Genomic DNA, 16427 nt, shown 5'->3' on the forward strand with positions numbered 1-16427 from the left:
TGTATGAGGAGAGAAAATAATTTAGAACAAGCCTTCTTCTGCTTTCACTTTCTCTTCACGAACTACCGTATACATGTTAGCTGCATCTTCTTTTTTCGTTGTTTCTTTTAATTCATTTACTTTTACAGTTACTACCTTTTGTCCAAAACGAATTGTTAGCTCATCTTCTACTTTCACAACAGAGCTCGCCTTTGCAGCTTGCCCATTAATCGCAATTCTTCCTTGATCAGCTACTTCCTTTGCTAATGTTCTCCTTTTAATTAGACGCGATACTTTCAAAAATTTATCTAAGCGCATCTCATTTCCCCCCTATTGATTCTCTATCTGCTTCGCTTCTTCCCATAAAGCATCCATTTGCTCTAACGTTAACTCCTGCATTTCCTTATTCATTTCAGCTACTTTGGCTTCCATGTATATAAATCGGCGCATGAATTTCTCATTTGTGGTACGAAGTGCCTCTTCTGGATCCAATTTATAGTAGCGAGCAATATTAACAAAGGCGAATAGTAAATCCCCAAATTCACCTAACATTTTTTCTTTATCCATCTTTGCAACTTCCTGCTCAAACTCCTTCAATTCTTCAAAAGCTTTATCCATCATTGGCTGTACATCATCCCAATCAAAACCAACTTTTCCTGCTTTTTTCTGAATTTCATACGCACGCATTAATTGTGGTAAACTTTTTGGAATTCCCGTTAAAGCAGACTCCCTTACATGCCCTTTTTCTTGTTTTTTAATTTCTTCCCAGTTTAAAACAACTTCTTCCGCGCTCTCTACATCTATATCTCCGAACACATGTGGATGACGACGTACCATTTTTTCAGATAGCGTTCGGATGATATCATCAACTGAGAACCAGCCCTCATCTTCTCCAATTTGAGCATGAAGCATAACTTGTAACAACACATCACCAAGTTCTTCAATCAAGTGGTCATCATCTTCTTCATCAATTGCCTCTAACACTTCATATGCCTCTTCAATTAAATATTTCTTTAAAGACTGATGTGTTTGCTTTTTATCCCATGGACAGCCATTTGGTCCACGAAGCTCAGCAATAATTTCTCGGAGCACATCAAATTGTTGATATAAAGAAGCTCGCTCAGTAACAGGCGGTACATATACGCTTGTTAAATTGTTCAACTCTGTTTCATGATCCAACATATAGAGCGGCACTTTTTTCACTTGCTCAAAAGATGTTCCTGCGGCTGTTACAATATATACTTCATACTCATCAGGCAACATTTCCATTAATGTCAACTTAACCTCAGATGCAACAAACGCATCATATACTTGGCAAAAAATTAAGTGTTGACGCAATTCTAATTGACCTCTTTCAAATGAAGTTGCATCAATAAGTTGGAATCCTTCAATTGGATCTATTTTTAAACTAGCAAACATCGGATCCAAAAAGCTTTGTCCACCTTCAATTCGCACCTCAATCTGCTTCGTTTCCCCTTTTTGCAAGAGTAATTGAACAGTTCGTTCTGCAACAAGCGGATGACCTGGTACAGCATATATAATATCCGCACCTTGCGCTTGTTCTATTAACGTATTCGCAATTGTTTCATACACGATTTCAAATGTATCGTGCGACTCATATACATCATCAAAAGCCGTGTACTTTACACCTTCCTTTTCTAACTCTTCAATAACAGGATGCTCTTTCGTACGCACATACATATGATCTGCTTCTTTTATTTTTCGGTATACACCCATTGTCAGCTGATCTAATTCACCAGCACCTAATCCTAAAATCGTGATTACTCTACTCACAACCATTCACCTCTATCCACTCTTCTTCAATGAAGCTTGTACCTTCTCTTGCTTCATAACAGTCCCTAATTCTTTTTTTGTAAAAACACTTAACTTCGTAATTAAAAACAGATATACCAATCCGCCAATCGCTACGCCTAGCAACGCTTCAATTACAGCTAACCCTCTATACCCTTCATCACTTGCTAGTCCCAACCCTTCATAAATACGCATAAATAACATTAATATAACGACCATTCCTAATCCGCTGATCGTTACTCCAAATATGCCTTGTTTATGAATGAGTGGTTCTTCTACAATTCGAATAAGGAAAGCACTATTTAACAAAGCGATAACCATGAGCGAAATTAACGTTGCGACTGCCGCCCCAGTTACACCAAATTGCGGCATTAACATATAATTGAGCAATAATTTTAGACACCCTCCAAATATAACAAACAATGCCGGCTTTACAGTTTGACCAAGCCCTTGCAGAATAGAAGCCGTTGTAATGGATAAGGAACTAAATAAAATAGAAACAGCTAAAATAGCTAATACACCTGAGCCCTCACTATTTTCAAACAACATAATATTTGTCGGCTTAATAATACACGCTAATCCTAATGCTGCCGCAACTCCAATCACAAAAGTTATCTTCATCGCTAACTGCACCTTTTGTTGAATAAACAGACGATCTCCTCGTTCTTTTGCTGAAGTAATAATTGGAATAAGCGAAAGTGAAAATGAAGTCGTCACAACTGTACCAAGCTGCATAAGCGGGATACTTCTGTCATAAACACCCTTTAATACTTTTGCAATTTCCGCCGGTTCTCCTGCCTGAATAAGCAATGTGTAAAACGAAACTGAATCTGCCATTTGTATAAAAATTAACACTAAATTACTAACACAAATAGCCATTCCTTGCCAAAAAAGGATTCGAATGATTTTCTTTTTATTGTGTATCCTCTTCCATCCTTGTAAGAAAATAGAGCGAAAGTTATGCCGCATATAAAATAAAAGTACGAGTATACCAATAAACCCGCCTGCAATCGACCCCAACATCGCTCCTGCTCCAACTGTATATAAATCAAATTCATGTGCGATGAGGAACAACGATAAGAACACAATAATTGACACACGAACCGTTTGTTCAATCACTTGTGATATAGCTGTCGGTATCATATTGTTAAACCCTTGAAAGTGCCCTCGTGCGACAGATAAAAAGGGCATTAACAAGAATGAAAATGAAATAACTCTTAGCAGTTTATCTAAATTTGCATCGCCCATGACTGATGCAATCGTGTGAGCTCCTAAAAACAACGTAAAGAAACCTATACAACCGATTCCTAATAAAAACCAAAAAGAAACACAAATAATTCCCTCTGCCTCTTCCTGTTTTCCTTGTTCTAAACGCTCTGCTACCATCTTAGAAATAATGATAGGAAAACCATAAGTAGCTAAAATTAAACAAAATCCATAAAACGGATAAATTTGTTGATAAATATAAAAACCAACATCACCCGCTATATTTTGATATGGAATACGGTAAAAAGCGCTTAATACTTTCGTAACAAAACTTGCAATCGTTAATATAATAGCCCCGCGCCAAAAAGCTTGATACTTCTTCGCTTCCATACGAGAAAACTCCTTTTCCTATTCTCATCCCTCGTATTATATCACAAAGAAAAAACAGGATTCCTTTTAGATTTATACAATAAAAAAGGTAGCAAGACGCTACCTTTAAATGAAATACAATCCTACTTTCCGAAAAAAACCTTTTATAAAGAAATATTATGATTAAGAAGAATTACTGTTCCATTTGTTTTGCTAAAAAACTTGCAGCAGTATTTACTGCCTTATGCTCTACCTCACTTATAATTGCTTCTTTTGAAAAGATGATAACAGCTCCAATCGGATCTCCATTTGCAACGATTGGGCCAACTGTATAAGAGCTAACCTTTTCAGTTACACCATCGATAATCGAAATTTCACTTTCATCTGTCATAACAACAGATTTTCGATCTTCCATCGTTTTTTCGATTAAATCGCCAACACTTTTATTTAAGTATTCTTTTTTAGATACCCCCGCTACGGCGATAATGGAATCGCGATCACATACGAGTACGTTATGTCCTAAACTATCGTATAAAGCTTCTGCATATTCTTTTGCAAAATCACCTAATTCACTAATTGGAGAATATTTTTTCAAAATCACTTCTCCATCGCGATCCACAAAAATTTCTAGCGGATCTCCTTCTCGGATACGAAGGGTTCTACGAATTTCTTTCGGAATTACTACCCTACCTAAATCATCAATTCGACGTACAATTCCAGTTGCTTTCATTCTAATGCTGCCTCACTTTCTACTGATGATGAAAGTGGTGAATTTACCTGTTCATGTAAAAATCACCAACTGTTAGACATAGTATTTTACACATTAGTTCTTCTATGCACGTCGAATTGCATTTTTTATTTTGTTTTAGGCATTTATTACTTCTTTTTTCACGTCAGACAAACCTTTTAATAAATTTTCGGCGATTGTTAACCATTTTGATGTCTCTAATCCATTCGTTTTCATAACAATTTTCAAACGAGAACCTTCCATACCAAGACCAATCATACGACCAAAACTATTACCAAGCATAAATAATTTTCCACCATCAATATTTTGGCTTGATTGCTCTGAGAATAAAAACGTCACTTCAAATTTTGTTTGCTTAATTAGCTCAATCTGTTCTTTCATTGCTAATACTTTAATATTTGCAATTTGTAATAAATATCCAACTTCTTGCGGATAATCTCCAAAACGATCAATCATTTCTTCTTGTAATTCCTCAATATCTTCAATCGCAGAGACACCTCTAAATTGTTTGTACATCATAATTTTTTGTTTACTATCTGAAATATAGGCGTCTGGCAAGTAAGCATCCACTTCTAAATCAATTTCAACATCAATCGTATTTTCAATTCCTTGTGTTCCTTGACGCTGTTCAATCGCATCTTTTAACATTTGAGAATATAGATCAAATCCAACAGAATCGATGAATCCATGCTGCTCAGCTCCTAACAAGTTACCAGCACCACGAATGGATAAATCTCGCATTGCAATTTTAAATCCTGATCCAAGTTCTGTGAATTCTTTAATTGCTTGTAAACGCTTCTCAGCGACTTCTGACAACACTTTATCACGCTTATATGCAAAGTATGCATAAGCAACACGGTTTGAACGACCAACGCGCCCACGAAGCTGATAAAGCTGTGATAATCCCATACGATCGGCATCAAATACAATTAATGTATTTACATTAGGAATATCAACACCTGTTTCAATAATCGTTGTACTTACAAGAACATCATGCTGCCCATCTAAAAATGATAGCATGACAGACTCTAGTTCACTCTCGTTCATTTTCCCATGTGCATACGTCACACGCGCCTCTGGGACTAACATGGAGATTTCATCTGCTTTTCTTTCAATATCTTCAACACGGTTATACAAGAAATAAATTTGACCGCCCCTTGCAAGTTCCCGTTCTATCGCCTCTCGAATTAACCCTGGATTATACTCAACCACATATGTTTGTACCGGGAAACGATTTTCTGGTGGCGTCTCAATAACAGATAAATCTCGTACACCGAGCATAGACATATGGAGCGTACGCGGAATTGGCGTTGCCGTTAATGTTAATACATCAACATTCGCTTTCAATTGTTTAATCTTTTCTTTATGCGTAACACCAAATCTTTGTTCTTCATCGATAATTAGTAAGCCTAAATCTTTATAGGTTACATCTTTAGATAAAATGCGATGTGTTCCAATAACAATATCGACTGTCCCATCTTTTAAACCTTTAATTGTTTCATTTTGTTGTTTTCTAGTACGGAATCTACTTAACAATCCAATATTAATTGGGTAGTCTTGAAAACGTTCTCGAATCGTTTCATAGTGTTGTTGTGCAAGAATCGTTGTCGGTACTAAAATTGCAACTTGCTTTTCATCCATAATTGCTTTAAACGCTGCACGAATTGCAACTTCCGTTTTACCATATCCAACATCACCACATAGAAGTCGATCCATCGGACGCCCACGTTCCATATCTTTCTTAATTTCTTCAATAGAACGCAACTGATCTTCTGTCTCCTGGTACGGGAAAGATGATTCAAATTCCTGCTGCTCTGCAGTGTCCGGCGTATACGCATATCCCTTTGAAGCCTCACGCTCTGCATACAATTTAATTAAGTCATCTGCAATATCTTGTACAGATTTTTCCACCTTCGTTTTGACCTTTTTCCAATCGTTTCCGCCTAGTTTGTAAACTTTCGGATTCTTACCTTCTGATCCTACATACTTTTGTACTTGATCAATTTGTTCGATTGGCACATATAACTTATCGTTACCTTGATATTTAATGTTCAAATAATCTTTATGGACACCATTAATTTCTAACGTTTCAATTCCTAAAAATTTACCGATACCATGATTTACATGAACAACATAGTCGTCAACTTTTAACTCTGAATAACTTTTAATACGCTCTGCATTCGATAGTTTTTGCTTACGTTGTGATTTTTTTACTTTTTTATGGAACAGCTCTTTTTCTGTAATCACAACAAGCTTTTGCATTGGCATTTCAAATCCTGCATGTAAATCACCTACAGCAATTTGAAGGCGACCAGGAAGCAATATATCTGTAGATTCTATAATGTCTGCTTCAATATCATAATCACTTAAAATATATTGTAATTTTTTTGCGCGTTCTTCATCTGTTCCTAATACAACAGTCGTGAAGTCCCCTTCAGTCCATCTATCAATTTCTGTTTTTAACAATTGCATTTGCCCATGAAAGTCCTGCATTGTTTTACACGTTACATTAACAATATTTTGCGGGTGCGTATGTGCAATATGGCGTAAAAATAATGTTAAATATACAAAGCTTCTCTTTTTATGGTGTAGAAATTCTTCAAATTGGTGTGAGAACACCAAATCTTGAATAATTGCCCCTTCACTTAGAAGCGATGTATACCATTCTGCTTCTTCTGTCTCAAGATGTGATGCCGTTTCTTGAATACGCGAAATTTCATCTAAGATAACGACACCATTCTCAGGTAAATAGTCTATTAGACTAGCATGTTCTTTGTAAAAAATAGATAAATATTTAAACATTTGCTCTATAGTCTGTCCGTTTTTCAATATTTCTATCTCGTGACTAACTGTTTCAAGTACTGCTGTCTTGATTTTATCATCAGAGAGCTTCTGCATCGTCTTCATTAAACCTTCCTCAAGACGCTCCACCCCTAATTTCAGTTCATCTTTTGAAAATAAAAATTCTGTCGCAGGACCGAATTTCACGCTTTCTCTTTTATCTTGAGAGCGTTGTTCTTCTACATCAAATGAGCGGATAGAATCTACTTCCGTATCAAAGAACTCTATACGAAACGGTAATTCTTCAGTTAACGGATAAATATCCAGTATACCCCCGCGCAAACTAAATTCTCCAGGTGCTTCTACCATTGACTTACGTTCATATCCAATATGATGCAATGTATGAAGCAATACATCTAAATCAATCTCTTGCCCTAGACTAATTTCGATTTGCTTTTGCTTCCATAATTCTTTTATTGGTAAAAATCTACGTAATCCAGCAACTGGAACAACAATAATGCCCTGCTCGCCCATCGCTAAACGATTTAATACTTCAATACGCTGCGCTTTTAGTTCTGGGCTTGCAACCCCTATTTCTGACGCAATTAATTCATTAACCGGATATAACCATACATCCTGCTCACCAAGTAGTGATACTAAATCCTCATATACTTTTTGCGCTTGAAATAAGTTGTGTGTAACAACAAGTTGTGACTGCTTTGTTTTTTTATATAAAGCAGCCATTAATAAAGAACGAGAAGAAGTTGCCATACCTGATACAAGCTGTTCTTTCAATCCTTCTTCTAGTCCATTAATAATGGATTGTATTTCTTTATTTTTATAAAATTGCTCTAATAACCCTATCATTTTCAAAACTCCTCTCAACATAAAGAGCAAGTTAATATATTTTTATGCAAATATTTTGGAAAAGGAAAACAGAAAAATGCTTTGGACACGCCAAAGCGACAACATTTTATTGCAAAAATTTTTCATACTCATAATACTCCGGATAAGATGAGAGCGTTTCTTGGCACGACTCACAGATTGTTTTTATATATATATTTCCATTTTCATGAAAATGAATCATATCCAATCGTTCTTGCTCTGTTAGTTGAAATAAAACTTTGTTGTATACCTTTTCTGCGGTAATGGAACCTACGTTACAACCACAATGTCTACAGTAATAATGCCCTTCCATACTATCCTCCTAAGTGTACAATTACTACTAGTATGGATAAAAACATTATAAAATATTCCAATTTAGAACATTAACCGTTAAAAGTATTCATAATTTGAAGAAATGGTTTCTTCAACCACTCTTCACATGCGTCCGCAGCTTTTTCAATAGATTGATTTACCTCTGGTAGCTCTTCTGCTGTGAAACGCCCCAATACATAATCCACAACTTTCATGCCATTTTTTGGACGATCAATCCCCATACGAATACGTTGGAACTCTTGCGTTCCTAAATGAGAAATTGTCGATTTCACACCGTTATGACCGCCTGCACTACCTTTCATACGAAGACGCAATTTACCCACTGGAATATCTAAATCGTCATACATGACAACAAAATCTTCTACATCAATTTTATAGTAATCCATAAGTGGACGAATGCTTTCTCCAGATAAATTCATATACGTAAGCGGCTTTAATAAAATTACTTTTTCACCATTAACAAAACCTGAACCATACATGCCTTTAAACTTTTGTTCACTTAAAGAAATGCCCCATCGTTTCGCAAGCTCATCAATTCCCATAAATCCGATATTATGCCTTGTTAATTCATATTCTCTACCCGGGTTCCCAAGTCCTACTATTAATTTCACTCTTGTACCACTACTTTCTTTTTACGATACGAAAAGACGTAACCAAATTTGGTTACGTCTCATTCTATCCAATTAATTGAATAATACACTCACTGATTCTTCTTCATAAACACGAATGATCGCTTCTCCGATTAATGGAGCAACAGAAAGCTCGTGTACTTTATCAATTTTCTTCTCTTCCGGTAATACAATAGAGTTTGTTACAACTAACTCTTTAATATTTGAGTTTTGGATACGCTCAATTGCTGGACCAGATAAAACTGGGTGTGTACAGCAAGCATATACTTCAGAAGCACCGTTCTCAACAAGAGCGTTTGCTGCTAATGTAATTGTACCAGCTGTATCAATGATGTCATCAATTAAGATTGCTGTCTTACCTTCAATGTTACCGATGATATTCATAACTTCCGACACATTCGGACGTGGGCGACGTTTATCAATAATAGCAATTGGCGCTTTTAGGCGGTCTGCCATTTTTCTTGCACGTGTTACACCACCGTGGTCAGGAGATACGATTACGATATCTTTAAGACCTTTTGTCTCAAAGTAATCAGAAAGAATCGGTACACCCATTAAGTGGTCGATTGGGATATCAAAGAACCCTTGAATTTGTGGAGCATGTAAATCTAGAGTGATTACACGAGTTGCACCTGCTGTTTCAAGTAAGTTTGCTACAAGTTTCGATGTAATTGGTTCACGAGAACGCGCTTTACGGTCTTGACGCGCATAACCATAATAAGGAATAACGATATTAATTGTTTTTGCAGATGCACGTTTTAATGCATCAATCATAATAAGTAATTCCATGATATGTTCATTTACTGGGAAGCTTGTAGATTGAATAATGAATACATCGCAACCACGAATACTTTCTTCAATGTTAATTTGAACTTCTCCATCACTAAAACGGTCAACAGAACATTTCCCTAACCCTACTCCAATATGCTTTGCAATTTGCTCAGCAAGTTCCTTATTAGAGTTTAAAGAGAATACTTTCAAATTAGAATTTAGATATTGAGTCGACATCTAGATTAACCCTCCACATTATGATTTTTTCTTATTCAGCAATTGATCAACATAGTCTTCTTTGTTAACTTGACGTGCACGTGCAATTGATAATGCTTTTGATGGAACACTCTCTGTAATTGTAGAGCCTGCCGCAACATAAGCACCATCTTCAACTGTTACAGGAGCAACAAGGTTTGAATTACAACCAATAAATACGCCGTTTCCAATAACTGTTTTAAATTTATTCTTGCCATCATAGTTCACCGTAATTGAACCACAACCAAGATTCACGTCTTCTCCAACTTGTGCATCCCCGATATAACTTAAGTGTGAAGCTTTACTTCTATTACCAAAAACAGTCTTTTTGATTTCCACGAAGTTTCCAACGCGTACTTCGTCACCAATAACTGAATCTGGACGGATATGTGCAAATGGACCGACTGAAACTTCCATACCAATCTTACTGTCATGTACAGTAGATTGACGAATTGTCGTACGATCTCCAATTTCACTATCACGTACTACTGTATGTGGACCAATTTCACAATCAGAACCAATTACAGTTTTGCCTTCAATAACTGTTCCCGGATAAAGAACTGTATCACTACCAATGATTGCATCAGCAGAAATGTATGTGTTATTTGGATCAATAATTGTAACACCATTTACCATGTTCTTTTGGTTAATACGCTTTTTCATAATAATTTCCGCTTGCGATAGAGCGACTCTGTCATTAACACCTAATGTTTCATCGAAATGTTCTGTTTGATAAGCTGATACAATATGACCTTCACTTTTCAAAATCTCAATAACATCTGGAAGGTAATATTCACCTTGAACATTATCGTTTGAAACTTTAGAAAGTGAAGCAAATAGTGCCTTATTATCAAAACAATACGTACCTGTATTAATTTCTTTAATAGCTCGCTCTACTTCATTTGCATCTTTATGCTCAACGATTTTTTCAACATGACCACTTTCATTACGAACAATGCGTCCATATCCAGCAGGCTCTTCTATGTACGCTGTTAACACCGTCGCTTTCGCTCCTGCTTCTTCATGATGCTTTAACAATGCTTCCATTGTTCCTGCAGTTATAAGGGGTGTATCACCACAAATAACTAAAGTTGTTCCCTCTTCATTTGCAAGTACATCGGCAGCTTGATCAACAGCATGTGCTGTACCAAGTTGTTCTGCTTGCAATGCAAACTCACTTACGTTCCCTAGTTGTTCTTGTACTTTTTCAGCACCATGTCCAACTACCGTTACAAGTTTCTGCAATCCTAATTGAGATACTTGATCAACTACATGCTGTACCATTGGTTTTCCGCATACAGGATGAAGCACTTTGTATAGCTTGGACTTCATACGTGTGCCTTTACCTGCAGCTAAAATCACTGCAAATCTGTTTGACATATAGACCCTCCATCGCAACCTATTTATCCATTAAAGATATTATCCTAAATCATTATATATTTCAAGAAACACAGCATAACTATTAAATTTTACCATACTTCTTATAAGATGTTTTATTCTTTAATATCTTTTTTTAGGAAATAAGATATACTATTTCGAATGATTTTAAAGAAATTAGAAGTTTACATATAACGAGGACAATAAAGTGAGGCTTTAATTAGCGGAAAATTTTGTTCAAAATAAATACTTTATAAGTACAAAACCGTTCTTTTTAGGCGGGAGAGAGCGCCCGGCCTCGCACAGAAGCGGTCAGGGCCTTTTTTGCCTCCATGCCAAGGGAAGACAAAAGGAGATAACGAGTTCAGATCTTCTTTTATTTTCATAGCCGGAACTTAGGTGCCAATAAATCAAAATGGATTTACAAATTAAAAAACAAACCCCTGTAAATGTTTACAGGAGTTTGTTACAAAATTATAGAGCTCCTTTATTAGAGCCCTTTTTATTCGAATTTTACGAAGCTCCTGCTTCTTCAAACTCAACTTCTTCTAACTCGCCTAAACGGTGATACTCAGCTAAAACCGCATCTTGAATTTTTGAGCGTGTGTTAGAATTAATTGGATGCGCAATATCACGGAACTCCCCATCTGGAGTACGTTTACTTGGCATTGCTACAAATAATCCATTATTACCATCAATTACACGAATATCATGAACAACAAACTCATGGTCTAATGTAATAGAGGCAATCGCTCTCATACGGCCTTCTGTGTTTACGCGGCGTAATCTTACGTCAGTCACTTCCATCTTGTGTTCACCACCCTTTTCTAAATAAGCGATATGTTTGTATAAATTCCACAAATTTTCTATTTTCCCTTTAATTTTTTAAAAATTTTTAAGATAAAAATTTTTATTTTAACGGAATATAACAATTAATGGACGTTATCGCTTACAAATTTTCATTTTACAAGGGCAATAACTTCAATTTCGACGGAAACATCTTTCGGTAATTTTGCAACTTGTACACAAGAACGAGCTGGTTTATGTGCAGAAAAATATGTTTCATATACTTCGTTTACATCATTAAAATCATCCATATCTTTTAAAAATACAGTTGTTTTTACAACCGTATCAAATGATGCTCCTGCCTCTTCTAACACAGCTTGTAAATTTTGAAATACTTGTTCGGTTTGTATTTTCACATCACCTGTTACAAGTTCTCCACCTACCGTTAATGGCATTTGTCCTGAGCTATAAAACATGTTATTTACGATAATCCCTTGTGAATATGGACCAATCGCTTGTGGTGCTTGATTTGTTTGAACTACTTTCATATTCTCTCACCCTTTTATTATTTTATTTTCCTTAAATAAAAACTCTTAGAAAATTTTCTTCCCATATAAACTCAGTTCATCCTATCTAAAATAATTAGGATGCCCTGTGCTAGCGGGCGGTAAGACTTTCACAATACAAGAAAAGACTTAACGCCCACTAGCACTTTCATTTACAAAAAAAGATAAAGCTTCTGCTTTACCTTTTTATTCAGCTTCTACAAGCCCTTCGTCAAATGGCACAAGTGAATAATTCCCTTTTTCCACTTGAATTGTTTTCTCTTTAATATCTACTTCTGATAAGCGGATTAAAGAAACAAAGTTATTAATAAGTCTTTCTTCAATATCTGTCGATTCTACTAATACGCCGATTCCAACAACATTAGCATTAAACTCTTCTAGCATGCTAATCATGCCTTGAATTGTTCCTCCAGCCTTCATAAAATCATCAACGATTAAAACATTGGCACCTTCCGGAAGACTACGTTTTGCTAAAGTCATTGTTTGAATACGCTTAGATGAACCTGATACATAGTTAATACTAACTGTTGGTCCTTCTGTTACCTTATTATCTTTTCTTGCAATTACCACAGGTACATCTAAATAATTCGCTACCGCATATGCAAGCGGAATTCCTTTTGTTGCTACCGTCATAACCGCATCAATCGGCTGCCTCGCAAATACAGAAGCAAATAGGCGACCTGCCCCGTTGATATAGCGTGGATTACTCAAAAGATCCGTCATATATAAGTATCCACCTGGAAGAATACGATCTGGATTCTCAAATAAGCCACAAAGCTCATTAATGATCAGATTTGCTTCCTCTTCACTTATATATGGAATATATTTCACTCCTCCTGCTGCCCCTGGTATCGTTTGCAATGTGCCGACCCCGTGTTGTTCAAACGTTTGCTTAATAATAACTAAATCTTCACTAATGGAAGACTTAGCTGATTGATACCGTTCAGCAAAAAAAGTGAGAGAAACTAACTGACGAGGATTTTGCAATAAATAGTAAGTCATATCAACTAGTCTTGTACTCCGTCTAATTTTCACATTCTCACCCCAAATCACGAATATTCTAAACAAATCATAACTTATTATACGTCTTTATTCAAGCGTTTCTCGCTCTCCTAATAGACGGACTGCGTATACTTGTTCACAAAATCCTTTTAAACCGTTATAAATACGGTGCATACGCGAATCATGATGCACAAGCCCAAACACAGTTGGACCACTGCCACTCATTAAAACTGCATCTGCGCCAAAGCGCTTCATCTGTGCTTTAATACGTGCAACTTCAGGATGCATCGCAAATGTCACATCTTCTAATACATTTCCAACTGCATTGCATATTCCTTTATAGTCACCTTGATTGATAACTTCAACCATTTTATCTACGTCTGGATGTGTAACACGATTTAATTGTAAATTTCCATATACGTCAGCAGTAGATACACCGATATGAGGCTTCGCTAAAATAACCCAACAAGAAGGAGGTGTCTTTATATGCTCAACCTTTTCTCCTCTTCCTGTCGCAATCGCTGTTCCGCCATATACACAAAAGGATACGTCAGACCCAATTTCTGCTCCAAGTTCCGCTAATTCACCTATTGTAAGACCTAAATTCCATAGCTTATTAAGACCACGTAATGTAGCAGCCGCATCACTGCTTCCACCTGCTAATCCTGCTGCTACTGGAATTGTTTTTTCAATAGCAATAGATACACCTTGTTTTACCTTAAATTTCTCTTTTAATAATTTCGCTGCTTGATAAGCTAAATTACGCTGGTCGTCTGGGACATACCGATTATGGGATACAATTTCAATACGGTCTTCTGATAACTCCGTTAACTCTAAACGATCTGCTAAATCGATTGTTGTCATAATCATTTTCACTTCATGATAACCGTCTTGTCTTTTCCCTAGTACATCTAACGACAGATTAATCTTTGCTGGTGCTTTCACTAGTAGCTTCAATCTATTCACCCACTCTATGTACTCAATCTTTTATCGTTTATTTTACCATAAATTTATAGTAAGACGATGACACTTCCCTAATTATAACGAAAAGCATTCAGAATGAAACTACTTATGCAAAATGATGATACCTTTTGGCGTGCAAAAAGCCGAGGAATTTCTCCTCGGCTACCGTAGCATAGAAGTTATTTTGCAACTACTGGTTTTGTTTCATTAATTGCTGCTGTGCAATTTCAATAGCACGTTTCACCATATTACCAGCATCTTTCGCACGAATTCCGCCCCATCCTTCTTTCTGAACAACATCATAAAATCCAAGCTCTTTTGCAAGCTCTTCTTTAAACTGATTTGACATGACTCCTCTTCGTCTACTCAATGCAGGTCCCTCCTTATTTTGCTACGGTATAATTAGTATGCAAAAAAATGTCTTTTTTATTTATGGGAATATATGTAACAAATTAGACGATTACCCTAAAATAACCTCGTTCTGAGGATCATCATAAAACGTTAATTCTACCGTTTCTGTTAAAACATCTGCATAGCTATAGGAAACACGCTGCAATGTATCTTCTTGTTGATCTAACTGTACAACAAAAACAGAACGATAAGTTTCTGCTAGTACGCCTGATTGTTCCACTGTTTTTCTTCTTCCACTATTCGCCTTTAACATAAGGCGCTTCCCAAGATGATGATCTAATTCACTTTTAATTTCATCTAAACGTTTTGACATATACTTTGCTACACCTCGCTGTAATTTAGAGTGAATACATAAATACATGATATATCTATCCCAATCATTGCCTATACATAACAAGCAATATCTTCGCAAGAACCTAATGCGTTCGAATAGATAGAAGAATTACTATATTGTAAAAGTATTATTGTATAGTCTGTACGTTCTTACCTTTTTTTATCCAAGCACCTACAAATCCTTGTTTATGGTACATCTTTCACCAAACAAACTGATACTTTTCCCATAAGAAAAACAAGGTACATATATACCTTGCTTACTCTTCATAATATTGAAAAGGTAATCCTGTTCGTAAAAGTCCTCGGGTCTCAATACCACCAAGGCCTTTTTGCCCAGTAATAGTATTTCGAACAACATCCCATACATTTACGCGTTCCATAAATGAAGTAAAACTAATCTTCCCCACTACATATACTGGATCCAATGCATGAATATTAATACGCGATGGTGAACTAGCAAAATTAGCACCAGCTCGAATTAATGCTTCAAAATGGGACTGACATGCCCCTGCAAAAATAACAAGTTGATCTAAAGAAGGGTATTTTTTTCGCACTTCCCGAACGGCCTGTACAAAGTGCCGAGAATGACGATAAGCTGCTAAGTCTCCCATAACTCCTTTAGATTTTGTATATGCATCATGACCTGTAATGACCAAAATGTCTGGACGAAAATGATCGATTAAATCAACTACCTTTTCATGCATTTCTGTTTCTTTACAATGTACCCCTTGAACTGGAACACCTATCTTTGTATATAAATCTAAACATTTCCGTAAATATAATGGGTCTCCATCTATATGCAAAACCCTACCTGGCATTTGAAAATAATTGACTTCACTCGTATATCCTCCTGTAGAATTATGCTCGTGACGTTGCTTCATCAAAACATAGTCTTGTTGAAACAGGCGATATGTTCGCTCCATCGTTTCCTTCTCACGCTTTTCCCTTTTCTTATACTCTCTCTGATCAATGCTAATTAAATCTTCAAGCGGTGCATCTGCCACAAGTCTGACTTCTTCTCCAAATAATATTGCAATTTCACCTTTTATTTCTGTAATGCGAAAAAGAATGTCTCGGTTATAAGACTGTCGTTCCACTAAATCTCCAACATGTACAGCCATTATCCTACCTCCAAATTCATTAGGCCATCTCACTAACCATGTTCTGTTTTTAACGTATGAATTTAGAGTGAAAAGGGTGACAAAAAGGACAGCTCGAATT

Annotated in this window: 16 protein-coding genes; all 16 read right to left on the minus strand. The window is 36.2% G+C overall.

Annotated elements, in window-relative coordinates:
* Positions 1-21: 21 nt before the first annotated feature.
* Complete coding sequence (locus MHH71_RS15695; RefSeq protein WP_003194249.1) at positions 22-297, minus strand: RNA-binding S4 domain-containing protein; 276 nt, start codon at positions 295-297, stop codon at positions 22-24.
* A gap of 12 nt (positions 298-309) precedes the next feature.
* Positions 310-1773, minus strand: coding sequence for a nucleoside triphosphate pyrophosphohydrolase (gene mazG / locus MHH71_RS15700; protein ID WP_033799597.1), 1464 nt, complete (start codon positions 1771-1773; stop codon positions 310-312).
* A gap of 12 nt (positions 1774-1785) precedes the next feature.
* Positions 1786-3387: a putative polysaccharide biosynthesis protein gene (locus MHH71_RS15705; protein WP_006093077.1), complete on the minus strand. Its 1602-nt coding sequence runs from the start codon at positions 3385-3387 to the stop codon at positions 1786-1788.
* A gap of 172 nt (positions 3388-3559) precedes the next feature.
* On the minus strand, positions 3560-4096 hold the full coding sequence (spoVT, locus tag MHH71_RS15710) for a stage V sporulation protein T (protein WP_006093076.1): 537 nt from the start codon (positions 4094-4096) through the stop codon (positions 3560-3562).
* 135 nt (positions 4097-4231) lie between these two features.
* A complete protein-coding gene (gene mfd, locus MHH71_RS15715; RefSeq protein WP_006093075.1) occupies positions 4232-7762 on the minus strand; it encodes a transcription-repair coupling factor in 3531 nt (1176 codons plus the stop codon).
* A gap of 106 nt (positions 7763-7868) precedes the next feature.
* Entirely contained in the window at positions 7869-8093 is a 225-nt protein-coding gene (locus MHH71_RS15720; RefSeq protein WP_003194238.1) for an anti-sigma-F factor Fin family protein, read from the minus strand.
* Between the two features lie 70 nt (positions 8094-8163).
* Positions 8164-8724 carry an aminoacyl-tRNA hydrolase gene (pth, locus tag MHH71_RS15725; RefSeq protein ID WP_003194236.1) on the minus strand — a complete coding sequence of 187 codons (561 nt, stop codon included), beginning with the start codon at positions 8722-8724 and terminating at the stop codon, positions 8164-8166.
* A 72-nt stretch (positions 8725-8796) separates the two neighbouring features.
* A complete protein-coding gene (locus tag MHH71_RS15730; RefSeq protein ID WP_000107420.1) occupies positions 8797-9750 on the minus strand; it encodes a ribose-phosphate diphosphokinase in 954 nt (317 codons plus the stop codon).
* An 18-nt stretch (positions 9751-9768) separates the two neighbouring features.
* Entirely contained in the window at positions 9769-11148 is a 1380-nt protein-coding gene (glmU, locus tag MHH71_RS15735; RefSeq protein ID WP_018767328.1) for a bifunctional UDP-N-acetylglucosamine diphosphorylase/glucosamine-1-phosphate N-acetyltransferase GlmU, read from the minus strand.
* A gap of 510 nt (positions 11149-11658) precedes the next feature.
* The gene (gene spoVG / locus MHH71_RS15740) at positions 11659-11952 is read right to left on the minus strand and encodes a septation regulator SpoVG (RefSeq protein WP_002174553.1); all 294 of its coding nucleotides are present in this window, start codon (positions 11950-11952) and stop codon (positions 11659-11661) included.
* A gap of 152 nt (positions 11953-12104) precedes the next feature.
* Positions 12105-12479, minus strand: coding sequence for a RidA family protein (locus MHH71_RS15745; RefSeq protein WP_006093074.1), 375 nt, complete (start codon positions 12477-12479; stop codon positions 12105-12107).
* A 204-nt stretch (positions 12480-12683) separates the two neighbouring features.
* On the minus strand, positions 12684-13532 hold the full coding sequence (purR, locus tag MHH71_RS15750; RefSeq protein ID WP_078211859.1) for a pur operon repressor: 849 nt from the start codon (positions 13530-13532) through the stop codon (positions 12684-12686).
* A 54-nt stretch (positions 13533-13586) separates the two neighbouring features.
* Complete coding sequence (ispE, locus tag MHH71_RS15755; RefSeq protein ID WP_018767331.1) at positions 13587-14456, minus strand: 4-(cytidine 5'-diphospho)-2-C-methyl-D-erythritol kinase; 870 nt, start codon at positions 14454-14456, stop codon at positions 13587-13589.
* A 196-nt stretch (positions 14457-14652) separates the two neighbouring features.
* The gene (gene sspF / locus MHH71_RS15760; protein ID WP_016116903.1) at positions 14653-14832 is read right to left on the minus strand and encodes an acid-soluble spore protein SspF; all 180 of its coding nucleotides are present in this window, start codon (positions 14830-14832) and stop codon (positions 14653-14655) included.
* Between the two features lie 90 nt (positions 14833-14922).
* Complete coding sequence (gene veg / locus MHH71_RS15765; protein ID WP_018767332.1) at positions 14923-15186, minus strand: biofilm formation stimulator Veg; 264 nt, start codon at positions 15184-15186, stop codon at positions 14923-14925.
* Positions 15187-15463: 277 nt separating this feature from the next.
* On the minus strand, positions 15464-16327 hold the full coding sequence (gene yabG, locus MHH71_RS15770) for a sporulation peptidase YabG (protein WP_003205440.1): 864 nt from the start codon (positions 16325-16327) through the stop codon (positions 15464-15466).
* Positions 16328-16427: the final 100 nt, after the last annotated feature.

Origin of the sequence: Bacillus sp. FSL H8-0534 (assembly GCF_038005885.1) — a bacterium.
Taxonomy (GTDB): domain Bacteria; phylum Bacillota; class Bacilli; order Bacillales; family Bacillaceae_G; genus Bacillus_A; species Bacillus_A pseudomycoides.